Raw genomic sequence first — 24,153 nt, forward strand, 5'->3', positions numbered from 1 at the left:
AATTTGTAGACAAATATATAAATAGGAATGCAACAACGGAAATTTTCCGTAAAAATCTTTTGAAAGTATAGCGTTGAAAGGGCTGTATGGCTATTACAGCACGATTATTTCATCACAGCAAAGGGCTGGTTTTTTATTACCCCAGAGCCTCCATGATGGGAGAGCAGGGAGGCAGGTGCCGGTAACGCGTACGTAACGCGCCTGTACTGCTGAAACTTTAAAACTGTAGTTATTAGGCTTTATATTATAATCCCCATCCTGTAAAGGATCCGGTTGTTGTTTGCCAACGGTTTTGAAATTCCTGCCATCCTGCGAAGTTTCTACAATGATGTTTGTAGGATTGAAGATGAAATGTTTGGCATCCTGCAGGAAATTCATCTGTACCTGATTAATGGTTTTGTTCTCACCAAGGTCGATGGTTGCTACCATATCCGTTCCATAGAAGAATAACCAGTTGGTACTGAAATCTTTATCACCAAGCATACCATCTGTTAAAGTAGCAGGTCCTTTGGCCGGAAAATCTTCAGAGAATGGATTTTTCAGACTTACATTCGCATGTAAAGCGATGCTGTTCTCCCATTTACGGGTAAAAGACCCAGCCACTGACGCTGATAATCGTCCGGATTGGCGCCTCCTTCTGAGAGTTCCTTTACACCGGCAGCTTTACTTCTCTGAATAAATTTGTTTACACGGGCAGGGAATTTCGGATCTACCGCATAACTTCTTCCCATAGCTACCATGTAGCCTTTCTTTTCAGTACCGTAGAAACGTGATTGCTGTAAAGATGTATATTCTACAGACAAGGCGGCTGTCTGTACCCTTTTTACCAGCACACTATCATTGCCTACTGCACTCTCGGCCTTATCGAGGATACTCTTGTATTGATCCATCGCATCCGAAGACAGATAATTCTTATAGTTATTAATCGGATTATCATAGATTCCCAGACGTGCATTGGTACGACGTACATTGTTACTTAAAGCATCCATATACTGACCGATATACGGACCTGCTTTACCATAATAACCATTCAGAAAGTCATTTGTCAGTTTCTTCTCGTCCAGAGATGGGGTCCAGAGTAGCTTGGCCAGCAGATAACAATTATAGGTGGCCATATCGCTATAGGTGTCTGCACTACCCTGAGAGAAGATACCTTTTACATTCTGCGCTTTCAGGTATTGTATATTAGGTTGCAGATTATCATAATCAGGGAAAGGAGCGAGGAAATTGGAGAACTCCGTCGTATAATCCCATATGAAGATCTTGTCTGTGAGTGCCTTCCAGCCTGCCAGATCCTGTCTGAATTCAGCAGCTGAAGGGGAGGAGGACAATGGCTCATGTCTGGAGGCATTGATCGTACTTACCATGATGTAGACATTCGGCGCCGGTTTGGTTTTCTTTGGCGGATGAGAGGTATACACGTAAGCAAGTGTAGCAAACTGTTTATCGGGGAACTGTGCTGCGATACGATTGACGAATCTGATCACTGGTCCCTGCCAGCCGCCTTCTTCCTGATTAGCTTTCCGGCATTTGTCGCATTGACAGAACCCTGCATTATCTTCCTGACTGATAGACCAGTACATAGCATCCGGACGGGCAGCCATTGCTTTACGCAGATATGCTACTGCCAGATTGAATACATCATCATTGCTGAGACATAACTGTGTCGCCTGACGTTTCCCACCAACCAGTGCAAAATATTCAGGGTGACTGCTAAAATATGTTTTAGGAGGGATCATTTTGAAATAGGAATGTGCCCATAATCCCCAGAGATCTTCAAAACGGTGCAATTTGTTCCATTCGAGGAATTCATCATTGAAGGAGGAAGGATACAATACTTCTCTGAAAACGAAGTCTGGTTCCTGTTTGTCCATCAGGCGTTGTGGCAGCCGGAGGGTTTTGCTGACAGGTACCACCACCGGATCTGCGGCATACTTACGGCATCCGAAGTAATTTTCCAGTAACGTATACACGCCATAGAGTACGCCCTTACCGCTTCCTCCTTTTATATAAAGATTTTTATCGTCAGTGGCAATGAAAAACCCTTCTGCTTTAAGTTTGGTAGCATTGAAATCGCCGGTGTGTTCGGTCGCTCCTATAAAGATGCCGGATTGCTGGCGATAATTCTTTTCAGCCACTATATTCAGGTTTGCACCTGACAAGCGTTTCAGATAATCCTGTAATACCTTAGCTGCTTTTGTTTCATTCTGGGTCGGGTCATCCGGCAGTACGATCACATAACTGGAAGAACCGTTTGAAACAATACCGATATCCGCATATCCGGGTTGACAAGCACCTGGTACCAGAAAAGTCAGTAAAAGAAGTAAGTGATACATTGTTCTGAACATTGAATGAAAAAGTGATTAGAATTTTCGTTGCAAAGTTAAGTAGATGTCGTATTGATTTTGAAATTCACTGGTAGTGATTTTCTGATTGATCCACGTGCCGAAAATCCCGGCGGTGGTACGGTATTTAAACGTCTTCTGATAACCTGCCCCAACACTTCTTGTCAACAATCCTGCCAGTTTAGGGAACTGTATCAGCCGGCTGCGGTCATCCGGAGAGGTACCGAGACCTGCTGTAAATGAGATATAATCCTGCTGACGGTTCATATAATAGCGGGTCGTCAGGTTGTAGGAGGTGTAGAATTCAGGAGAATCACTGATGAAATAAGCCCGGAAGTTCACCCAGAAATCCTTCCACGTCTTTGCGATGGATGCCACACCGGAGATACTGTTGGAGCTGTCTGCATTCAGATAACGTATGCCCAGTTCACCTTCGATATCATGTTTGAATGTCTTGAAAATAGAGTAAGCCAGCCTTGTTCTGGGGAAAACTACCTCATTTGAGTAGGTGGCCAGCGCGTAGGAATAGAGTTTTGGATTGTGTGTGTAATACAATTCCGCCTCTCCCTGTAAGCCTGTTCCCTGTTGACGACCCGCATAGTTCAGACGCGCCGCATAAGAACCACGTTTGAAGAAATGACGATATTCAAGGGTGGCGATATTATACTTAGTATCCTGATAATCATAGCTGGAATGGAGGAAGAACATGCCAAACTGGTTCTTCATGGTTTTGCTGTGCAGATAATCAGCATAATCCACATTCACCGGATTGCCATTCAGTTTTACTACAGAATCTGCGGCCAAAGCTGCCTCGGTAAACATCTTTTTATTTTCCAGAGTAACTGCCCGTTTTTGTATAAATGATTCATTATCCGGATAGTAGCGGATACCCTGATTCGCATACACCAGTGCGCTGTCATACGACTGTTTACCATTCAACAGATTGATGCTGTACAGCAACGCAAGGGAATCTTTTCTGTTGATATTCAACACTTGTCTATATAAAGCCAGTGCGCTATCCGGTGCATTATTCCTCTGATAAGTATTGCCTTCGGCAATGAGACCATCGGTATAGGCTGTACGATATTTAATCGTGAACGGATAACGTTGCATCAGCTGATAAGAAATAGCATTCGCTTCATTGTATCTCTGCATATCAGTCAGGATACCTGCTTTTTTCAGTAAGAGGTCTTTATTATCCGGATAGTATTGTAAAGCCTGATCTGCATACACCAGAGCGCTGTCTGACTGACCGACGGCTGTTTCCAGATTGATCAGGTAATTGAGTGCTTCAATATTGTTGGGGGATTGTGCCAGCACGGCTCTGAATTCACCGGCTGCCATATCGTATTCTTCTGCCTGCATCAGTTTACGCCCTGCAGTAAGACGAAGGTCTATCAGATTGGCATTGTACTTTGCGTCCTGCGGGTGTTGACTCAATAGCTGAGCAGCGATTTCAGCGGCTTCATCATACTGACCAGTTTCTGCCAGTACGCTTGATTTTTGAGCAGGAACCTGCTGTTGTCGGGATAAACGGCCAGTGCCTTGTCCAATACTTCCAATGCATGTATGTGATCTTTCTGATTGATATAGGTATTGGCCATCAGGTCCATGGCTGTGGTATCACGGGAATCGGCCTGCAGGGCTTTGTCAAATTCAGCCAGTGCAAGGTCGTACTGCTGTTGTGCCAGATATTCACGTCCACTGGCTATTTTAAGATTAGTATAACGACTTCTCTGATCCGCTGAGCCGGCAGAGTTATAACGCAATCTTTCAGCCAGCAGAGCTGCTTCTGTGAATTTACGATCGCTTTCCAGTACATCCAGTTTAAGTGATAACAGGCGTTGGTCATTCGGATTGGTTTTCAGTCCGCGGTTGATCCACGCCAGTGCTTCCCGGTACGCGCCACGCGACATACTCATACCGATCACCTTATCCAGAGCCTCCCTGTTACCGGGGTTCTTCTCTGCGATACCTGCATATAAGAGGAAAGGATCTGTATTTGAATACCATGCAGCTGCTTCCATACGTAAAGCGGTTTCAGTACTACGCGCTTTTGCATCGCCCGGCCAGCGTTTTAATATTTGTTGCAGCTGATTAATAGCACCGGCATAATCGTGCATATCCCCCAGAAGGCCCAGTTTACGCATCATCAGGTCATAGGAACCCGGATTAGCGGCAAGTGCTGCATTTACCTGCTCGATAGCACGGGTATAGCTGCCGCTTTTTACATACATACTATTGATGGCTGCTTTGGCTTCTTCATTATCCGGATCCAGCATCAGAGCTCTTTCATAGTTTTCCTGTGATAAAAGCTGGTTGTTTCTTTGCTGATAATAATGTCCGGCCAGCAGGTAATGTCCTGTATAGGCACGTTGTACTGTGGTATCACCAGCATATTTATCTAACAGGGTATTGGCATAAACACCTCCCTGAAAGAAACGTTCTGCCGCATCCATGATACCCAGCTTTTTCAGCATGAGTTCCTTGTCAGACGGATAATGATAGAGGCCCTCATCTACATAACATTCAGCCTCTTCATATTTCTTTGCGCCCAGTTCAATATTGATGGCATACAGGTATGCATCTTTGTACATCGGATCCTTCGCCAGTACTTGTTTTACATACCTTCTTGCCAGGTCCGCATTACCCGTCAGCATGTATAATCTGCCGAGCAATAATTGCTGATCAACGAAATCAGGTCTTTTCTCCAGTGCTTCTTTGGATAGCTGGATCGCTTTCTGATAATGATTCAGCTTTGTTTCTTTTACTGCTTCGCTGTATAGTTCATCAGCATCTTTTCCTTTGCTGAAAATCTGTGCCTGTACCTGTAATGAAAGACAAAGTACTGTTCCGGATAGTATATATTTGAAAAGAGACATCATGTTTAAGTATTTGCTGGTTTCTTCTGTCCGAATCCCTGACGTTGCATATTTCCCCAGGTATGTTTTTTACCGGTGATGAAGTTGAAATAGCCGCGCAGCGCGAAGAATACAATCAATGGATGGTAAATGAAAGGTTCGATAAATGCCATTGAGGCAAGCCCTATCACTTCTCTCCAGGTTTTATAATGTTTGTAGGTGATCTGGTCCCATAATACCGCCAGCGTCGTGATCATCACAGAGTACAGATACACGAACAGTAGTAAGATCAGCGCATTATGCCAGTTGATATTGCCGGTGATGATCTGATAGATATAATAGATGATACCGGTGAATTCAATGATCGGAGCAAGGAATTCAAAGAAGAGGTTATAAGGCAGTACGATCAGTCCGAGTTTACGGTAACGCGGGTTGAAGATCACCTTACGGTGGATGGTGATGATCTCTGCGAGACCACGTCCCCAGCGGGTACGCTGACGACTGAATACTTTCATATTAGGCGGACCTTCTGTCCAGCATTGGGTGGTCGGAATATAGCGGATGGCGTATTTCAGTTTGTTGTCGATCATGTAGGTACACATACGCGTTACGATGTCCATATCTTCAGCGAAGGACTTGCTATCATAACCACCTGCCTTGATCGCAATTTCTTTATCAAACAAACCCAGACCACCAGATACGTTGGGTACACAGTTGATCACGCTCCAGCCCATTTTACCGAGTACATAAGCACGCAGGTATTCCATTTCCTGAAAGCGCGGTAACCATTTTTCCGGCGGACGCACACGGGTAATCACCCCTTCATCAATTTCGCAGGAGTTAGCGATACGCAGGGTAGCACCGGTGGCAATCACGCGTACACTATCTTCCCTGACATGTATATATCCACATTCCGGACAAGGGTCTCCTATTTCTTTGATCTTGTTATGTTCCTCATCCATGAACGGTTTGATCATACGCAGCAGAGTATCTTTTTCAATGATACAGTCTACATCCGTACACAGAAAGTAGTCGTATGCAGCGGCATTGATACCGGCATTGGAAGCATCGGCTTTACTTTTACCGTTTACTTTATCGATGACAACCAGTTTGTCATAAGCAGTATTGGTAGATTTAAAGAGACGCTTTACGGGCTGGGATTTAATACGTTCATTATAGGCGAAGTCTACTTCCTGTAACTGAAACTCATTGATCAGTTTTGTAAGGGTATCATCTGTACTGCCATCATTGACAATGATCACTTCAAAACGGGGGTAATTCAGCGTGAGCAGGGAGCGTACATTGGAGATGATCGTTACGCCTTCATTGAAGGCAGGAGCGATGATGGATATACCCGGAGCCAGTGGTGACTGGAGCATTTTATTATAATCCACGTAGCTGTTCTTCCGCTGGAACTTAATGATGCCCCGCAGAGACAGGATAGCCAGTAATGCATACATGAACAGCATCGTACAGCCATACACAAATACAAAGCCTTCGTAAAAATTTCTAAACAGTTCCACAGTATCTGCCTTGAGTTTTTATATGATTATTTGGCGGTGACCGTAGCCGCTGCCTTTTGTGTTGTCTGGAAGCCGCGTCGCTGCATATTGCCCCATGTGCTTTTTTTACCTGTGAGGAAGTAATAATAACCGCGTAGTGCGAATATTATTATCAGAGGGTGATAGAGAAAGAACTCCATGAAAGGCGTTGTACACAGTAATGCCACTTCCTTCCAGGTCTTGTAATACCGGAAGGTGAGCTGATCCCAGAGGATGGCTATTGTGGTGATCATTACCGAGTAGGTATACACAAATACGAGCAGCAGTAATGCCGTAGGCCAGTTGATCAGACCCAGACATGCCATGACGATATAATAAATGATACCGGTAAATTCTATGATCGGTGCCAGCAGTTCAAAGAAGAAGTTATAAGGGAAAATGATCAGGCCCATTTTTCCGTAGCGGGGATTCATGAACATACCGAAGTGCGCATACATCAGCTGTGCAAGACCTCTTGCCCAGCGGGTACGCTGACGGTTGAATATCTTTACGGAAGCAGGCGCTTCTGTCCAGCAAAGTGTTTTCGGTATATAACGGATGGCGTAATCGATCTTGTTATCTTTTGCATACCGGCACATGCGGGTCATCAGTTCCATATCTTCTCCAAAAGAACTGTGGTCATATCCACCGGAACGGATGGCAATTTCCTTGTCGAAAAGGCCTAGTCCCCCGGACACATTTGGTACACAGTTCAGCAGGCTCCAACCCATTTTACCCAATACAAATGCGCGGATATACTCTACCTCCTGAAAACGGGGTAATAGCTGGGCCGGCGGACGCATACGGGTCATCACACCCTGATCAAATTCACAGGAATTGGCAATACGGAGGGTAGCGCCGGTAGCGATCACCCGTTTCTTTTTTTCCTGCATGACCGGTTTAATCAGTTCCAGCAGGGTATTTTTATCGAGGATACAATCCACATCTGTACATACAAAGTGGTCATAGAGAGCGGCGTTAATACCGGCATTTACGGCATCGGCCTTACTTTTACCATTCACTTTGTCTATGACCATCAGTTTGGCATATGCAGGATTGGTGGATTTATAGATCTTTCTGACAGGTTTGGTCTGTATCTTGGCGTTGTAGGCAAAATCGACAGGTACCAGTTCAAATTCATCGATCATCTGCTCCAGACTGTTGTCCGTACTTCCGTCGTTGACGATAATAATCTCATACAGCGGATAGTTGAGCGTGAGCAGGGAGCGTACGTTGAAGATGATGGTAAGGCCTTCATTGAAGGCAGGCGCCAGTACGGTAATGCCGGGCGCAAGGGGAGAGCTGAGAAGGACATTTTCCTGATGAAACTTGTCTTTTCTTGCATAGGCCCGCACGGTTATCATCGAGAACACTGCCAGCAATGCGTAAGTGATCAGCAATACGGTGCCGTAAATGAAAACAGTGCTTTCATAAAATTTCCCTATCGTTTCCCAGATATTATGCTCCATCTCGACGATTAGAATTTAATTAGCGGGTTCATGCTATGTTTGAGGATCAGTTTGTTCTCTGCAGTAGCGGTATCAATCAGTTCCTGGATAAGTCCTTTGGCAGCCCATTCATTTCTGATGAGTGACTTGGCGGCGTGCTTGCGTACATCGAAGTCTGTCGCATGCAGGAATTCCTGCCGGAGGAAGTCTACATTACGTCCGCTGTTAATACGGCCGATGGCTTTGAGTATTTCCAGCCGGCAGTTCAATGGCTGGCTGTTGTACATATGCAGGAGTTTCTCTTCTACGTCTTCGATCTTCAGTTTGCCCAGACAATTGATGGCATCTGCCCGCAGATAGTGATCTTTTGTATCGAGCAGTCTTACTACGGCCGGTACGGCGCTGACCTGATTATAGTGTACAACCAGTTTCAGGCAGAAGGATACGATACTTTTATTGGAGGAGTAGGTGATCCATTGTGCGAAGTTGGGAATGGCGATATGTTCGGTCGTAGAGATGATTTTGAAAAGCTCCACCTGATCCCACATCAGCAGAGGTTCTGTTACGACGTCGAAGAACTTGAAGGGCTCGTTTTTACTGAGTTTGATATAGGCATGACGCGCGGCGGCACGTAACTCACGGTTACGGCTATTGGTCAGTGGCAGAATGGTCACGTCAGCAATGGACATGTTCATGTTGCTGAGTTCAGCCAGTGCCTGTACTTTCTTATCCCATTTACGGGATTTCATTTTTCTGAGAGAATCCTTGTCGAGTTCCAATTGGATATAGAGGTTTCTGAGTTGTTCTCCCATAGAACCTCTTACGTTGTTACGGTATTCTATTAGTCTGTCGATGAGGGCCTCACGGGCCCATTTCTTTTCAAATACGGGCAGGCGGAACACTTCTATGGGCAGGATTACCTGATCAGCTGGTGTGTTACTGGCCAGTTCGTCATTAAGCAAAATATGCTCCATGAGCAGGTTATCAATAATAGGGTGGAGTCCGGCAAGTTTCTTTTCCCTTTTATGGGCCCGGTACCTGCCTGTAAGGATAGATAAGTAAGCTATTGCCGTACATGTCACTGCAATAAATATAAAAATAATGGCAATCTGAATGTTCAGGGATGCACCCCTGAAGTCATAAAGGCTGTATTCCATAAAGGACTGGTCAATTGGTAAAAGGTTTCACAAAGGAGAGTAAACAATGAATGAGTGCCCGCTTTTATTTAGCGGCATATTGTATAAGTAGTCTTTTTACACGTATCAGTAATTCGCCGGGAATAACCGGTTTTTTAAGAAAGTCATCTGCGCCGAGTTTAAAACCCTCCAGAATCATCTCTTCATTCCCTGCATTTGAAACAATTATTACGGGAATTGGTTTGCCGTCCTTCCTTGTTTTTACTTTGCTGAGAATTTCGAAACCATTGGCATATGGCATCATGATGTCTGTAATAATCAGATCATAGTTGTAGTTATTGTCTTCCAGCCGCTGGAAAGCTTCCTTTCCGTTTGTTACATGTTCTATCTTATATTCTTCTTTATGAAGTATCCTCTCCATGATTTTAGGCATTACTTCATCGTCTTCTACGAGCAGAATTCTGTTACTCATAAATTGGCTTTTTGTGTAAAGAGCAGCTGGTGGAAATTTTGATCCTTCAGCATTGTTCAAAGGTATTAAAGTGTCAATGTTAGTGGCTGAAAGTATCTGCTGTAATCTGTCATTTACAGGGGAGTATTCCTTTCAAAAAGTCTTAATGGCTTAATCCCTATATATACTGAAAAACACCGTCCAGGGATTTACCAAAACGAAAAAATTAATAATACAATTACATTGTAAAAAAATATAACTTATTGGAGGTATTGGATGTATCAGTTGCGTTAATCAGACTTCAAAGTTACGCGGCTATCTTTAAAGATATCCATATTATCCTTAGAAATATATATGGCACATAAGGTGGAGTAGCACAGCCAGCGACTATTCCCTATATTTGTCCGGTCGTATTGTCATCATCCTATTTGCACGCTTACTTGATATGAAAAATACCTTAAAACTTCGTCTGTATCTTGGCTTCGCTTTAGCGCTTATTTTTGTGACCGCCGGGGGTATTTTTTCATATGTCACTTTCAACCATCAGCGAACTGAGGGAAAGTGGGTAGAGCATTCTTACGAGGTCATCACTACTGCACAGCGCCTTAACCGGTACATCTATGAAATCGAGTCGGCGGGGGCTGCTTACCGCAGTACCCGTGTTAATAAATTTCTGCAACCTTATTTTCAGACGAGTCCCAAGGTGCTGCCTATGGCGGGTGATCTGCGGAAGCTGGTTGCGGATAATGCGCCTCAGTACAGGAAGGCGGGCAGACTGGAGAACAGTGTGATATCATTGCTGAATTATTGGGAGGGGCTTCGGAAGGATACCGTGAATATGTTCGGCAATCCGATGAAGGTAACACAGGAAGAACGTCAGCATCTGGACAGTGTACATGCACAGATCACGGAAATCATATCAGACGAGCGTTTTCTGCTGATCAGCAGAACAGCTTCCAACGAAGTGTCTGTTGGCAGGGCGATGACCATGCTCATTGTAAATACGGTGCTGATCCTGTTGATCGCTGCTGCCCTGATGATCGTGTCTTTCCGGGAGTTATCCAGCAGGATGAAGATCCAGCAGGAATTGCGCAGACGGCTGAAAGATGTGGAAGATCTGAATCAGCAGACAAGTGAAAAGAACTGGTTATTGACAGGAGTATCTGATATCAATGATAGTCTGACCGGGGAGATGGAGACACGTGTCCTTGCGACCCGTTGTCTTGAAGTAATGGTAAAGTATCTGAAAGTACCTGCGGGTGCTTTTTATATTTTTGAAAAGAATGACAATACGTTAAAGTTGTGTTCGGGTATCGCTTTGCCGGCAAATGTGAAAAAAGAGTATGTTTTGGGTGAAGGCATAACCGGTCATGCGGCTACTAAACGGGATATCACTATTATAGAACGTATTCCGGCCACTTACTGGAATATCGAAACAAGTGGCGGCAGTGCCCAGCCGGGATCGATTGTTTATTTGCCGTTATGGCACAATGAGGAACTGATAGGTGTGATGGAACTGGTGGCTTTTGGAGAATTATATCCCGGTACTCCTGACTTGCTGAAAACGACTTCACATGCTATCGCTGTAGCGATAAATGCGGCAGACAGCCGCGCCAGCATATTGCAACTGCTGGAGCGGGTACAGGAGCAGAAGGAGATTCTGGAAACCCAGCAGGAGGAATTGCGACAATCTAATGAAGAACTGACCCGTCAGTCGGAAATATTACAGGCTTCTGAAGAAGAGCTGCGCGTACAGGAGGAAGAATTGCGTCAGATCAATGATGAGATGACGGTACAGAACAAGGCGCTGGAAATTGCCAGACAGGAGCTTTCCCTGAAAGCGGAGGAACTGGAGCAGAGCAGCCGCTATAAATCGGAGTTTTTAGCGAATATGTCGCATGAGCTGCGCACACCGCTGAATAGCGTACTGATACTGGCACGGTTACTGGAAGAGAATAAAGACCGTAATCTGAGTAGCAAGCAGGTGGATTATGCCGGTATTATTCACAAATCGGGATCAGACCTGCTCAAACTGATCAATGATATTCTTGATCTTTCGAAGATAGAAGCCGGTAAAGTAGAGATGCAGATAGAACCGGTATCTGTGAGCGCAATGGTGGGTGACCTCGAGCAATTGTTCAGGGTGGTGGCAGACGAAAAGAGTATACATTTCTCTACGGAAATAGCCGCAGGTGTGCCTGCGACCGTGCAGACGGACAGGCAACGTCTGGAACAGGTGGTTAAGAATCTGTTGTCCAATTCATTCAAGTTTACGCCCAAAAATGGGACTATTCAGTTGCGGGTGACAGCAGCAGCAGATGGGGTACATATTGCGGTAAGTGATACCGGTACCGGTATTCCTCTGGAAAAACAACAATTGATCTTTGAGGCCTTCCGTCAGGCAGATGGATCTACGAGCCGCAAGTATGGTGGTACCGGTCTGGGCCTCTCTATCAGCAAAGAGCTGATGAAAAGGCTGGGAGGGGAGATCAGACTGGAAAGCAGGGAAGGACAGGGCAGTACCTTCACGGTTGTGTTGAAAATGGATGGGATAGTACCGGTGCAAAAAACAACTGACAAGCCCCTTGTTCCGGCTCCGCCACCTGTAAAAGAGGTACCGGCACCCCTGCCAGTGACAGTAACACCGCCGCCTGCAACAGAGGCGCCTCAGGTGGATGATGACAGGGATAGGCTGAGTAAGCAGGATAAGCTGGTACTGATCATTGAAGATGATATCAGTTTTGCAACGATCCTGCGGGACTTTGCACGAGAGAAAGGATATAAGACGATTGTGGCTTTAAACGGAAATGATGGATTGTTCTTTGCCCGTAAATATCTGCCGGCGGCCATATTATTAGATATGACCTTACCTCTGATAGATGGCAACAGCATTCTGAAGATCCTGAAGAGCAATGAAGATCTGCAGCATATACTCGTTCATGTCATATCGGCCGGGGAGGTTTCTCTGCAGGTAAGAGACAAAGTGGAAGGCTATACGCAGAAGCCTTTGCAGGTGACAGATATGGAGTCTGTATTTACTGGTATCAGTGAGCGGTTGCAGGCAAGGTTTAAGAAAGTACTGGTTGTCTCTGATGGCGTATTGTTGCATCATCCATCCTTACAATCGATGAGTGATGAAAGGCAGTTGCATACGCAGTATCATCGTGTAAGTGATCTGGAGGCGGCGGGCCGGGAACTGAAGCAGAAGAGCTATGATGCGGTCATACTGGATGCAGGGACCAACATAGCCGATGGTCTGAATAAACTGCACAGGCTGAGAGAGCTGGCTACAAATAAAGGAATGCCTATTATTGTTTATCTTGATCATGATATTTCAGAAGCAGATGAACTGCAACTGAAAAAGGAAGCAGCAGCTATTGTAAGAAATTCTACGTTTTCGACCGACAGACTAATGGACGAACTGGAACTGTTCCTGTATAAGTTGCAGGAGACGACCCCTCAGTTGAAAGCAGAACTGTTAGCATCAGAAAACACATTGTCAGGACAGAAAATACTGTTGGCAGATGACGACATGCGTAATGTTTTTTCTCTAAGTGCCCTTCTGGGTGAACAGGGAATCGACGTCATCACAGCGGCAGACGGCAAGGAAGCACTGGAACGGCTGGAAGAGCACAATGACATACGGCTGGTGCTCATGGACATTATGATGCCTGAAATGGATGGCTATGAAGCGATGCGCAGGATCAGGGCAAATGCCCGTTATAAGTCGTTGCCGGTGATAGCCCTCACTGCGAAGGCAATGGCCGGCGACCGGGAAAAATGTATTGCAGCAGGTGCTTCTGATTATATTGCCAAACCGATTGATAGCAGTAAACTTTTATCACTCATGCGTGTGTGGATGGTGTAAATCTTATTGTTTGTTATGAAAGAGGATATCTCAAATGCAGATTTCCTGGATATCATTAACATTGTCAGGTTACAATACGGGTACGATTTCACCGGCTATGCACAGGCATCCATAAAACGGCGTTTACTCCGTTTTATGGGGCATATGCGGCTAAGTTCCGTTTTTGATCTGAAGCACAGATTGGTTAATGACCAGGAATTCTTTTCAAGACTGGTACAGTACATCACAGTGAATGTTACGGAAATGTTCAGGGACCCCCAGTTCTACCGTACATTACGTGAACAGGTATTGCCTAAACTGGCAGCTTACCCCAATATCAAAATATGGCATGCTGGTTGTTCTACCGGGGAAGAAGTGTTTTCCATGGCCATCCTCCTGCAGGAGGCCGGGCTGTTAAGCCGTACGAAGATTTACGCGACTGATTTAAATCCTGTTAATCTGGAAAAAGCTGTCACAGGGATTCTTCCGCTGGACAACATGAAAGACTTTACACAGAATTATATTCAGTCCGGCGGACTGGGAGACTTTTCTAATTATTACACCGCCAGATATGACAATGTGCTGATCAAAAAAGAACTGAGAGAGCATATCGTATTTTTCCAGCACAACCTGGTGACAGATAAAGTATTTAATGAATTTCAGCTGATCTGCTGCCGGAATGTATTTATTTATTTTAACCGGGAATTGCAGAACGCCGTCCTGCAGTTGTTTTACGACAGTTTATCTCCCCGTGGGTATCTGGCGATGGGCATCAAGGAAACGATGCGTTTTGCGGATATTCACCGGAAGTTTGAAGTAGTACATGCCCAGCATAAGATATACCGGCGTAAAGAGTAGCAGACTATAGATTATTACCGTGTATGAACAACAGATTTGACGTTATAGTCATTGGTGGATCGGCAGGTAGCCTGTTAGTGCTGACTGAGATCCTTGATGCATTACCTCATCAACTGGCGCCTCCGGTTGTGATTGTATTGCATCGTCTCCGGAATGTGCAGAGTGAAATGGGCCGTTTATTATCGAGCAGGAGGAAGATCGTGGAACCGGAGGACAAAGAACCTGTGCGGGAGCATTGTATTTACCTTGCGCCACAGAATTATCATCTGATGGTGGAAGCGGAGCGGACCTTTATGCTGGATTATTCTGAACTGGTGAATTATAGTCGTCCGTCCATTGACGTGACATTTAGTAGTATCGCTGAAGTATATGGAGCGAGGACTTTGGGTATCTTGCTGAGCGGAGCCAATAAAGATGGAGCGGAAGGGCTCTGTCAGATAATGGCGGCGGGAGGAACCGGATTGGTACAGGATCCGCGTACGGCTTCTTTTGATGCGATGCCGCAGGCTGCTATAGATATGTGTCCGGGAGTGCTGCCCATGGGGGTGGAAGATATTAAAAAATTTATAATTGGTGAAACGTAAATGTATAAATCGTCGTATATAGGATCAAAATAGCCGTTAAAAGAATTTAGAAGGATGACTAAGAAATTTACTATTCTGCTGGTGGATGACCGGATGGAAAACCTGCTGTCTCTGGAACAGATGCTGCTTGCTGATAACAGGGCTTTTTTGCAGGCTACATCGGGAAATGACGCACTGAGGCAGGTATTGAAGAATGAAGATATAGGACTGATTATGCTGGATGTGCAGATGCCCGACATGGATGGATTTGAGGTAGCACGGTTATTAAAAGCGAATCCGAAAACCCGTGATATTTCGATCATTTTCGTTACAGCGATCAATAAGGACGAATATTATGTGCTGAAGGGGTTTGAGAAGGGAGCGGTGGATTACCTGTCCAAGCCTTTAGATATTAACGTGACCCGTGCCAAGGTAGACGTTTTCGAGCGACTCTTTTTCTTTCAACATGAATTAAAGCAGGCATTAAGAGACAAAGAACTGATCAATGGTCAGCTGGAGCGTTTTATGCATGTGGTGGCGCATGATCTGAAGTCGCCTTTATCCGGTATTGCCGGTCTTTTACTGTTGATGAAGGAAGAAGAAGAGATTATCAGGTCAACATTCCTGTCAGAATATACGGATATGGCGATCGACGCCACTACCCAGCTGGCAGATATGATCACAGCTATACTGGATTACAGTCGCGAGACACAGTTCCGGCATAAGGAGGAGGATGTGGATGTGAACGAGCTGTTACAGCAGCTGATAAAACTGTTGTTCCCGCCTGCGAAGGTGCAGATACAGGTGGAAGGGGAAATGCCGGTGATACATACAAGTCGCCAGAAGTTACAGCAGGTTTTTCAGAATCTGCTGAGTAATGCGATTAAGTACAATGATAAGGAGAAGACAGAGATTACGATCGGAGGAAAACCGGACGGGGATTTCTATGAATTTTACGTTAAGGATAATGGTCCGGGTATAGAGGAAAAGGACAATGAGCGCATTTTTAAGCTTTTTGAAAAGGTGGATAATGAGGACGACAAAGGCACTGGTATCGGGCTCAACATCCTGAAATTACTGGTAGAAACCCAGGGTGGGAAGGTCTGGGTAGAGTCCATATTGGGGCATGGAAGTAGTTTTCATTTTCAGTGGCGGAGATAAAAAAGCGCTCAGGTAACGAAAAAAAAGCATAAATTAATAGTTGAATGATAGGAATAGCCCATTCAATATGTGTATGACAGATTTTTATTTATATTCAGACAGGGACAATGAGCAGAAATCCGCAACCGGTAATGAGGAAGAGATACTACATACCGGATCGGGAGGTGCATTTGATGAAACTGAATCCGCCGCTGATGAAGCTGAGTGGGAGATGACAGATGAGCAACTGGACGAGCGATTAGAGAATCCTGAAAAGAAGACCAAAAGAAAGCGACCAGCTTATTGATTGATATAGATCCGTTTACGAAGGGGCATAAAAAAAACCGGCACTAAAGGAATAAAGTACCGGTATTTCATTTTGCATTGTTCGTAAACGAAGTTTATAGTATCTGCCCCGTAAAACACCGGGAGTTACTATTTAATATGTATAGTATCATTTTTGTAATAGTATTCTGCACTTCGGATGATCTTCAGTGTCTCCAGGAATGACTCAATTCCTTCAGACTTGTCGATTTGTCCATTAATGGTCTTTTCTGCAACGGCGGGATTGTCAGGTACGATTTTAACATCATACCACCTCTCTAATATAGGAATGATGTCTTTGAGAGGTGTTTTGTTAAACGTATATTTCCCTTCGAGCCATGAAAGTACGTTGTTTTTATCAAATGGACGCGTATTGATGCCTTTTTGAGTAGTATATTCTGCTTCAAAGCCGGGTTTGAGTACTACTTCCTGCTCACCTGCCAGGACTTTAACGGCGCCCTGTACGAGGGAAATGGCCGCTTTATCCACATTATAAGTATTTACATTAAATTCAGTACCAAGCACCTGTATGGTGGCTGTGGGTGTGTGTACTGTAAACGGCTGTTCTGCTGCTGTGGCTACTTTCACATATGCTTCTCCACTGAGTGTAATCTCACGGGTGTGGCCATTGAATCCGAAGGGGAACTGCAGGGTACTACCTGCGTTCATACGAATTACTGTGCCGTCTGCAAGTACGATGGAATAGTCTTTACCGGGAGGTACGATCAGTTTATTTAGTCCGCTGTTGTTTTTATCCGCAATGATAGTCAGCGTATTATTACTGGTGTTGAGTATCACGTTTCCTTCTTCAATGCTATAGTGCTGCTCATTGCGGGAGAGATCACAGATCTCACCATTTTCGAGTTCAAGGTAGACACTTTTCGGCGGAATCTGCTTATGACTGTCAGCCAGGACTTTAGAGGTATGGTTGGTTTTTGTGAATTGGTATATTCCAAATGCCCCTGCTCCGAGGAGAGCGGCTGCGATTAATAGCTTTTTAAATGGAAAGGGGGTAGGTTTGTAATACGCCCTTCTTTCCATTACGCCCTCCATGATTTCGGCGGAGGACATTGTCTCAAAATCTTTCCTGCGCTGCTCATCTTCCTGGAAGAACTGCTGAAGCTCTTTCCATTTGTCGGCTACTGCTGCATCTTTTTGGATGAGCGCATCGACTCTGGCTTCGTCTTCGGCATTCAAACCGCCTGTAAGCTTAAGCAATAATAACTCGTATATGTCATTTCTTTCGCGCATGTACTTCTCAATGTGACAATACCAGTAATAAAGCTTTAGTACTTATAAGATTTTTTTTAATTTCTCTTGTAGTTTTTTGCAGGCGGTGTGAATATGTACATTCACAGTATTAATAGAGAGACCCATATCGAGTGCAACTTCTTTTCTTTTCTTTCCTTCAATATATACTTGTGTAAAGATATTGGAGGATTGCAGCGGCAATGTTTTAATTGCTGCTGAGATGGAACGTTTAAGTTCTTCCCTTTCCAGGCTGCTTTCTGCTTTGGTGACAAAATCCTGGAAGAATGACCATGCATTTTTCTTATGCTCTTCGGAGTCTTTTGTTCTGATATGCCTATAGCATTTGTAACGAAGAGATTGGAACAGGTAGGACCTTATATTGGTTTGTACGTTTGCCAATGAACGTTTTTCCCATATTTCAATAATCAGGTCCTGTACCATGTCTTTGGCTTCCTGACTATCTTTCAATAGCCTGTAAGCTTCTGCCCAAAGGGCTTTTGCATGGTTTTGGAATATAGTCTCGTATGTGACATTATCGTCTGCCATTTGCAGATCGTTAGTATTCGCATGACGCATTATATAACCCCTTTACTATTTACGAATGTGATGCTGAATGCCCGTTGTATGCTGATGTTGCTGTTTAAAAAGCGGGGCGAAAGTACTAAACACATAGATGTTATTTTGAAATTAACTTATGGGTACTCATGTTAATGATTTGTAAATACGATCCTGATGTAAGTACGTTAACAATGCTACAGTCTTGTAAATGCTTGTCTTCTAATTCTTTGGGTAAAGCTAGTAATCGTGGATGTCTTTTATTGAGATTGTTATGGCACTGAGTATATATACGTTAAAACACCGGAGTTGGATTTAAGGTTTGCCCAAAAAAAGAAAATTTTTTTCGCTAAAGCTTTTTTGGATAAAATGTCACAATACTACTTGACACACTGTTACCATGTAAAGTATCATCAGATCAGACCAGTGCAATTGTGGAGTAAACGATTTTATTGACCACTCTAATTTCTGATAATTATGTATCACCGTTGTTGGGACTGTATTTTATACAGCCTCGGGGTCTTTGTTTTACTTATCATCCCTATTCATCCTGCACATTCACAGGACCAAAGCAGCCAGCAGAGAGTATCCCTGCAATATGATAACATCCCACTCGCTGATTTTTTCCATATCATTTCGCAACAGACAGGATATATTGTTTTCTACGATAATCAAATTGTTAACGGGCAACTTAAAGTGACCGTACATATGGATAATGTACCGTTACAACAGGTGCTGGAAAAGATCTTACCTGAAAAAGGATATGCGTGGAAAGTGAAGGCTGGTAAGATCTTCATTTATAAAGGAGAGAACGATAATAAACGTGAGCGCAAAGATGTAAAAACACCGGTGTATACTGCCAGAGGTATCATCAGTATGTCCGATGGTACGCCACTGGAAGGCGCCAGTATCAGTGTAGCAGCTACAGGTGCAGCCATTACAAGAACCAATGAAAAAGGACTTTTCTTCTTTAATACAAATGGCAGTGATACGCTGATCCGCGTAAGTTATACCGGTTTTAAGTCTCAGGAGATCAACCTGAAATCAGGGGTTTCAACCAATGTTGTACTACAGCCCATGATCACAGATCTGGCCGTAGTCGCTGTGAGAAGCAACGGTTATGAGAAGATACCACAGGAAAGGGCAACAGGATCTTTTGTGCAGATCAATAATCAGTTGTTCAACCGCAGAGTAGGTGCCACTGTACTGGAACGGCTGGAAGGTATTGCCAGTGGCGTGTTATTCCCCAATAAAAATATTCCTCCCTATTCCAATGAAGCCTATATTTCTGTACGTGGCAGAAGCACTATTCTTGCCAATGCGCAACCACTGATCGTCGTAGATAATTTTCCTTACACAGGCGATATCAACCTGCTAAACCCTAATGATGTGGATAATATCACCGTATTGAAGGATGCGGCTGCCGCATCTATCTGGGGCGCGTTTTCAGGAAATGGAGTAATCGTGATTACGACTAAAAGAGGTAAACTGAATCAGCCACTTAAGGTGGAAGCCAATATGAACATTACTGTCGGCGCGAAGCCTGATCTTTATTACAATCGTGCTTTTCTGCCTGCGAATGAATTTATAGATGTGGAGCAATTCCTTTTTGATAAGGGATTCTACGATGATGATTTGTCTAATACATTTACTTATCCTGTTATCTCACCGGTAGTAGAGTTACTGGATAAAAAGAGAAGTGGATTAATATCTGCAGCGGAAGCCGATGCTGCCATTGATAAATATAGACATCTGGACATCAGAAAGGATTATGAAAAGTATATGTACAGGAATAGTGTGAGTCAGCAGTATGCGGTGAATATCACTTCAGGAGGGGACAGAAGCGCGTATATGTTGTCGGTAGGATATGACAGGAATCTAAGTAATAAGGTGGGAGCTTCGTCAGATAGGTTTACGCTGAATAACTACAGTACGTTTAATTTTTGGAATAGGGTGGAGTTATCGACAGGGGTATCGTTTGTGATGAATAATAGTAATGCGGGACTGATGGATCTGATATCGCCGGGTGGAGGAAAAAGTGTATACTATCCTTATGCGCAACTGGCAGACGCTAACGGCAATGCACTGGCTTTACCAAAGGATTTCCGTTATAGTTTTATCAGTAATCTGCATGAGGAGGGATTGTTGGACTGGACATACAGACCATTAGACGAGTTAAAGTTGGCGGATAATATGACACGACAATACCACATTCGTCTGAATCCGGGATTGAAGGTTAACATCTTTAAAGGCCTGGTTGCGGAGATCAGGTACCAGTTTGAAAAACAGTTATCCAGAACGAAGGAGTATCACAGCCTTGCCAGTTATAGCCCCCGATCTATGATCAATATTTTTACGCAGGTGGAAAATGGTACAGTGCTACATCCTATACCTGTTGGTGCTATTTTGGATGAGATTAGTAATGAGCTTACTACCAATAACTATCGGGCACAATTGAATTTTAACCAAAGTTTCAGGCGTCGTCATGTAATTGCTGCAATAGCTGGAGTAGAACAGCGTGAGACGATAAATGAGGGACGAAGCTTCAATTATCTCGGTTATAATAAGGAAACAAATGCGTATAGTTCCGCATTGGATTACTCCCGTTATTATGATGGATATATGTATCTCGGCGAAGCAGGTTATATTCCTCGTCAGAGGAGCATAAACCGATACAATAATGTATTTATATCTTACTATGGCGATGCGTCATACAAGTTGAATGACAGATACATAGTGACTGCCAGCACCCGTCTGGACCAGAGTAATATCTGGGGAGTCTCTACTAATCAGAAGGGAGTGCCTTTATGGTCGGCGGGATTGGGTTGGAATATCAGCAATGAGGAATTTTATAAATGGAAAGCCTTGCCTTTGATCAAATTAAGGACAACGTATGGTAAGAATGGGAATTACGATCCGAATATGTCTGGTAAACTGGTGATTAGTTATTATGAGAATCCCATTATAGTTGGAATACCTGCAGCGGTAGTCGGCCAGCAACCTAACCCTTATCTACGTTGGGAAAAGTCGGCTATGTTTAATGTAGGAGTCGATTTTGAAACCAGAAATAATGTTATAAACGGAAGCATTGAATTTTACAAAAAGAAGGGAGAAGAATTAATAGGAGATCAATTATTACCAAGTCAGGTTGGTACTACAGTGATCACCAACAATTCAGCAAACATGAAGGGAGGCGGGTTAGACATTGTTTTATCTTCTATAAATATTAACCGTAGGATATCATGGACTACTGATTTTTTGTTTAACTATAACTGGGATAAGATTACCGGCTTTAAATACGTCAGACCATATAGGGGAGCCATTGCAGGTGGTGATGGCACTATCTCCACTATATATCCTGTGTTGGGAAGACCGGTATATGGAATTTATGCTTACAGGTGGGCGGGGCTTGATCCGCAAACCGGTGATCCTTTAGGCTATCTGGATGGAAAGATCAGTAAAGAATACAATAATATCACCCGTACGAATAACGCTGCTGATATTGAGTATTATGGTCCGGCAAGACCAACCATATTTGGTGCATTACGTAACACGATCGCCTATAAAGGATTAACGCTGTCAATAAATTTTGCATTTAAAATGAGGTATTACTTCAGACGTACTTCTATTGCATACAGTAACCTTTTCGGCAATTGGTCCGGACATGAAGATTTTATTGACAGATGGAAGCAGGCGGGAGATGAAACCCATACAAATGTACCTTCAATGGTATATCCTGCTGATGCAAACAGAGATGTGTTTTATCAGTATTCTGCTGCCCTCATTGAGAAAGGAGATCATATCAGATTACAGGATATCAGACTGAGTTATAATATGAATAACGTTCTGTTAAAACGAATCGGAGCAGAATATATACAGGTTTACCTATACGCCAATAATCCCGGGCTTATCTGGAAGGCTAATAAATCAGATATAGATCCTGACTACCTTATAGGAAACCGGGTCTCCCGTACTTTGTCGCTGGGCTGTAAGCTCAGTTTCTAATTTAAATATAGGATCATGTACAAATACCTCTTCTTTCTCTTTATGTATCTGTTTCTTCAGGCTTGTACGAAAAAATTAGATCTCAAACCTGATGAGTCGAGGCTTATTCCAGAGACCCTGGAAGATCTGCAGGCATTGCTGGATAATACAGATGCTAATAATAATAACATACCGGCATATACGGAAGCTGGCGCTGACAACTACTACATAACGGATGTACGATTTAATTCATTGTCAACAAATGGACAACGCAATGCATACATATGGGGAAATGAGATCTTTACCGCAACTGATCTAACATTAGACTGGGGAGGATATACAAGGATCAATTATTCTAACCTTGTATTGGAAACACTTACGGGCATTAACACCACGCCGGGAACGAAGGCTTATAATAACGTAAAGGGGTCGGCTTTATTCCTGAGGGCACTATCTTTTTATACAATGGCGGAACTATTTACAAAACCATATGATAGTTCAGGGGCTTCTTCTGATCCTGGTTTACCGCTAAGAACAACGGCAGACGCTCAACAAGTATTTCCACGTGCCAGCCTCAGGGCGACTTATGAAATGATTTTGATGATTTGGCGCAGGCCGCTAAGTTACTGCCTGATACACCCATGTATAAACCCGGCCCTCTCGTGTGGCCGCCTTTGCTTTATTGAGCAGAATTTATCTTGGCCTGGGTAACTACGGGAAAGCAAAGATTTTGCAGACAGTTCGCTGGCCATTTATCACAATCTGCTCGATTATAATACTGTGGAAAATGTATCGAATCTGCCTTTTGATCAGTTTAATGCTGATGTGTTATTCACTGCTGCTATGACAACCTGTGGTCTGTTGAGTGCAACAAATAGCCCTATAGACACTTTGCTGTATAATCAATTTGAAGCGAATGATCTTAGAAAGACGCTTTTTTTCCGGCAAAATGCAAGTGGAATGTTTCTTTTAAAGGGACATATTCAGGTAGTACGCTTTTGCAATTTGGCGGTCTTGCCGTTGATGAAGTAATACTTAACAGGGCGGAATGTCTTGCAAGAATCGGAGACGTGCGGGCGCTATGAAAGATTTGAACACACTGCTGAGATCACGGTGGGTGACTGGCACATATGCAGATATGACAGCCACTGACGGGGCCGATGCATTGTTAAAAGTGCTGAGAGAAAGACGGAAAGAATTGATATTTCGTGGTCGTAGGTGGACAGATCTGAGACGACTCAATAAAGATCCGCGGTTTGCAAAAACAATTGTCAGAAAAATAAATGGTGCACTTATCAATTGTTACCAGGTGATTCCCGTTATGTATTTCCTATTCCGGATGATGAAAATAGAATTAAGTGGTATAGAACAAAATGTGAGATAAAAAATAGTTATGCAGAAATACCTATTTTTATTGTTTGCCTATTTTTTAGCGATAGAAGCGCATGCGCAGGAAAAAGAACCATTGACAAATACAGTAACCTGATTGCCCGACCCATGCGCGGCAAAAAAATACCTGATCTCCGTTTCCATAATGTCTTGAACTATAAAAAGTCTGGATTCAGATTGTCTGAATTCAAAGGAAAGGCTGTATTGATGATTTCTGGGCATCCTTTTGCCAACCTTGTCTGGCACAGTTTCCGCGGCTTCAGGCTATGCAGGATAAATTCGGGAAGGAACTGCAAATAATTACTATTACAAGTGATCGTCAGGAGACAGTCAGACAATTGTTTGATAAATCAGTTATCAGGGATTTAAAATAGTCACTGCCACAAATGATAGTAAGGGTCGAATGATAGATATTTTCCATGTTTCCACATAGATATATTCCTCATTACATATGGATAGA

Annotated in this window: 18 protein-coding genes; 8 read left to right on the forward strand and 10 right to left on the reverse strand. The window is 43.7% G+C overall.

The genetic code is table 11. The features are described 5' to 3' along the window. Positions 1-93: 93 nt before the first annotated feature. The 8 genes from FEF09_RS22840 to FEF09_RS22875 form a co-directional block, all read right to left on the reverse strand. On the reverse strand, positions 94-603 hold the full coding sequence (locus FEF09_RS22840) for a discoidin domain-containing protein (RefSeq protein ID WP_146307255.1): 510 nt from the start codon (positions 601-603) through the stop codon (positions 94-96). After that, entirely contained in the window at positions 546-2,336 is a 1,791-nt protein-coding gene (locus FEF09_RS22845) for a DUF4838 domain-containing protein (protein ID WP_186774469.1), read from the reverse strand. The genes FEF09_RS22840 and FEF09_RS22845 overlap by 58 nt, the downstream gene beginning before the upstream one ends. A gap of 27 nt (positions 2,337-2,363) precedes the next feature. Further along, positions 2,364-3,785, reverse strand: coding sequence for a YaiO family outer membrane beta-barrel protein (locus FEF09_RS22850; RefSeq protein WP_146307257.1), 1,422 nt, complete (start codon positions 3,783-3,785; stop codon positions 2,364-2,366). Then, positions 3,782-5,230, reverse strand: coding sequence for a tetratricopeptide repeat protein (locus FEF09_RS22855; RefSeq protein WP_146307258.1), 1,449 nt, complete (start codon positions 5,228-5,230; stop codon positions 3,782-3,784). The genes FEF09_RS22850 and FEF09_RS22855 overlap by 4 nt, the downstream gene beginning before the upstream one ends. A 2-nt stretch (positions 5,231-5,232) precedes the next feature. Further along, positions 5,233-6,729: a glycosyltransferase family 2 protein gene (locus FEF09_RS22860; RefSeq protein ID WP_146307259.1), complete on the reverse strand. Its 1,497-nt coding sequence runs from the start codon at positions 6,727-6,729 to the stop codon at positions 5,233-5,235. A gap of 26 nt (positions 6,730-6,755) precedes the next feature. Further along, complete coding sequence (locus tag FEF09_RS22865) at positions 6,756-8,216, reverse strand: glycosyltransferase family 2 protein (protein ID WP_146307260.1); 1,461 nt, start codon at positions 8,214-8,216, stop codon at positions 6,756-6,758. A gap of 8 nt (positions 8,217-8,224) precedes the next feature. Beyond that, complete coding sequence (locus tag FEF09_RS22870) at positions 8,225-9,352, reverse strand: HEAT repeat domain-containing protein (protein WP_146307261.1); 1,128 nt, start codon at positions 9,350-9,352, stop codon at positions 8,225-8,227. A 64-nt stretch (positions 9,353-9,416) separates the two neighbouring features. Continuing rightward, entirely contained in the window at positions 9,417-9,803 is a 387-nt protein-coding gene (locus tag FEF09_RS22875) for a PleD family two-component system response regulator (protein ID WP_146307262.1), read from the reverse strand. Between the two features lie 424 nt (positions 9,804-10,227). Between FEF09_RS22875 and FEF09_RS22880 the strand changes: the two genes are divergently transcribed. The 5 genes from FEF09_RS22880 to FEF09_RS22900 all read left to right on the forward strand — a co-directional run bounded on the left by FEF09_RS22880 (position 10,228) and on the right by FEF09_RS22900 (position 16,497). After that, the gene (locus FEF09_RS22880; RefSeq protein WP_146307263.1) at positions 10,228-13,650 is read left to right on the forward strand and encodes a response regulator; all 3,423 of its coding nucleotides are present in this window, start codon (positions 10,228-10,230) and stop codon (positions 13,648-13,650) included. A gap of 15 nt (positions 13,651-13,665) precedes the next feature. Continuing rightward, positions 13,666-14,487: a CheR family methyltransferase gene (locus FEF09_RS22885; protein WP_146307264.1), complete on the forward strand. Its 822-nt coding sequence runs from the start codon at positions 13,666-13,668 to the stop codon at positions 14,485-14,487. 23 nt (positions 14,488-14,510) lie between these two features. After that, positions 14,511-15,071, forward strand: coding sequence for a chemotaxis protein CheB (locus FEF09_RS22890; protein ID WP_146307265.1), 561 nt, complete (start codon positions 14,511-14,513; stop codon positions 15,069-15,071). 54 nt (positions 15,072-15,125) lie between these two features. Then, positions 15,126-16,211, forward strand: a complete 1,086-nt coding sequence (locus FEF09_RS22895) for a sensor histidine kinase (protein WP_146307266.1) — start codon at positions 15,126-15,128, stop codon at positions 16,209-16,211. 73 nt (positions 16,212-16,284) lie between these two features. Next, entirely contained in the window at positions 16,285-16,497 is a 213-nt protein-coding gene (locus FEF09_RS22900; protein ID WP_012789928.1) for a hypothetical protein, read from the forward strand. A gap of 128 nt (positions 16,498-16,625) precedes the next feature. Here FEF09_RS22900 and FEF09_RS22905 read toward each other — a convergent pair whose 3' ends face one another. Then, the gene (locus FEF09_RS22905) at positions 16,626-17,732 is read right to left on the reverse strand and encodes a FecR family protein (RefSeq protein ID WP_186774470.1); all 1,107 of its coding nucleotides are present in this window, start codon (positions 17,730-17,732) and stop codon (positions 16,626-16,628) included. Between the two features lie 75 nt (positions 17,733-17,807). After that, entirely contained in the window at positions 17,808-18,341 is a 534-nt protein-coding gene (locus FEF09_RS22910) for a sigma-70 family RNA polymerase sigma factor (RefSeq protein WP_146307268.1), read from the reverse strand. Between the two features lie 456 nt (positions 18,342-18,797). On the opposite strand from FEF09_RS22910, the gene FEF09_RS22915 reads away from it, so the two are divergent. The 3 genes from FEF09_RS22915 (at position 18,798) to FEF09_RS34925 (ending at position 23,688) form a co-directional block, all read left to right on the forward strand. Beyond that, positions 18,798-22,325, forward strand: a complete 3,528-nt coding sequence (locus tag FEF09_RS22915) for a SusC/RagA family TonB-linked outer membrane protein (protein WP_146307269.1) — start codon at positions 18,798-18,800, stop codon at positions 22,323-22,325. A 15-nt stretch (positions 22,326-22,340) separates the two neighbouring features. Next, positions 22,341-23,015 carry a RagB/SusD family nutrient uptake outer membrane protein gene (locus FEF09_RS22920; RefSeq protein WP_146307270.1) on the forward strand — a complete coding sequence of 225 codons (675 nt, stop codon included), beginning with the start codon at positions 22,341-22,343 and terminating at the stop codon, positions 23,013-23,015. A 370-nt stretch (positions 23,016-23,385) separates the two neighbouring features. After that, positions 23,386-23,688: a RagB/SusD family nutrient uptake outer membrane protein gene (locus tag FEF09_RS34925; RefSeq protein ID WP_186774472.1), complete on the forward strand. Its 303-nt coding sequence runs from the start codon at positions 23,386-23,388 to the stop codon at positions 23,686-23,688. Positions 23,689-24,153 lie beyond the last annotated feature (465 nt).

Origin of the sequence: Chitinophaga pinensis, from assembly GCF_007896845.1 — a bacterium.
Classification (GTDB): domain Bacteria; phylum Bacteroidota; class Bacteroidia; order Chitinophagales; family Chitinophagaceae; genus Chitinophaga; species Chitinophaga pinensis_C.

Excerpts from the sequence above, each read along its gene's own strand:
- FEF09_RS22845 (WP_186774469.1), bottom strand. The coding sequence starts at position 2,336 with ATGTATCACTTACTTCTTTTACTGACTTTTCTGGTACCAGGTGCTTGT.
- FEF09_RS22855 (WP_146307258.1), bottom strand. The coding sequence starts at position 5,230 with ATGATGTCTCTTTTCAAATATATACTATCCGGAACAGTACTTTGTCTT.
- FEF09_RS22865 (WP_146307260.1), bottom strand. The coding sequence starts at position 8,216 with ATGGAGCATAATATCTGGGAAACGATAGGGAAATTTTATGAAAGCACT.
- FEF09_RS22870 (WP_146307261.1), bottom strand. The coding sequence starts at position 9,352 with ATGGAATACAGCCTTTATGACTTCAGGGGTGCATCCCTGAACATTCAG.
- FEF09_RS22875 (WP_146307262.1), bottom strand. The coding sequence starts at position 9,803 with ATGAGTAACAGAATTCTGCTCGTAGAAGACGATGAAGTAATGCCTAAA.
- FEF09_RS22880 (WP_146307263.1), top strand. The coding sequence starts at position 10,228 with ATGAAAAATACCTTAAAACTTCGTCTGTATCTTGGCTTCGCTTTAGCG.
- FEF09_RS22885 (WP_146307264.1), top strand. The coding sequence starts at position 13,666 with ATGAAAGAGGATATCTCAAATGCAGATTTCCTGGATATCATTAACATT.
- FEF09_RS22890 (WP_146307265.1), top strand. The coding sequence starts at position 14,511 with ATGAACAACAGATTTGACGTTATAGTCATTGGTGGATCGGCAGGTAGC.
- FEF09_RS22895 (WP_146307266.1), top strand. The coding sequence starts at position 15,126 with ATGACTAAGAAATTTACTATTCTGCTGGTGGATGACCGGATGGAAAAC.
- FEF09_RS22900 (WP_012789928.1), top strand. The coding sequence starts at position 16,285 with ATGACAGATTTTTATTTATATTCAGACAGGGACAATGAGCAGAAATCC.
- FEF09_RS22910 (WP_146307268.1), bottom strand. The coding sequence starts at position 18,341 with ATGCGTCATGCGAATACTAACGATCTGCAAATGGCAGACGATAATGTC.
- FEF09_RS22915 (WP_146307269.1), top strand. The coding sequence starts at position 18,798 with ATGTATCACCGTTGTTGGGACTGTATTTTATACAGCCTCGGGGTCTTT.
- FEF09_RS22920 (WP_146307270.1), top strand. The coding sequence starts at position 22,341 with ATGTACAAATACCTCTTCTTTCTCTTTATGTATCTGTTTCTTCAGGCT.
- FEF09_RS34925 (WP_186774472.1), top strand. The coding sequence starts at position 23,386 with ATGAAAGATTTGAACACACTGCTGAGATCACGGTGGGTGACTGGCACA.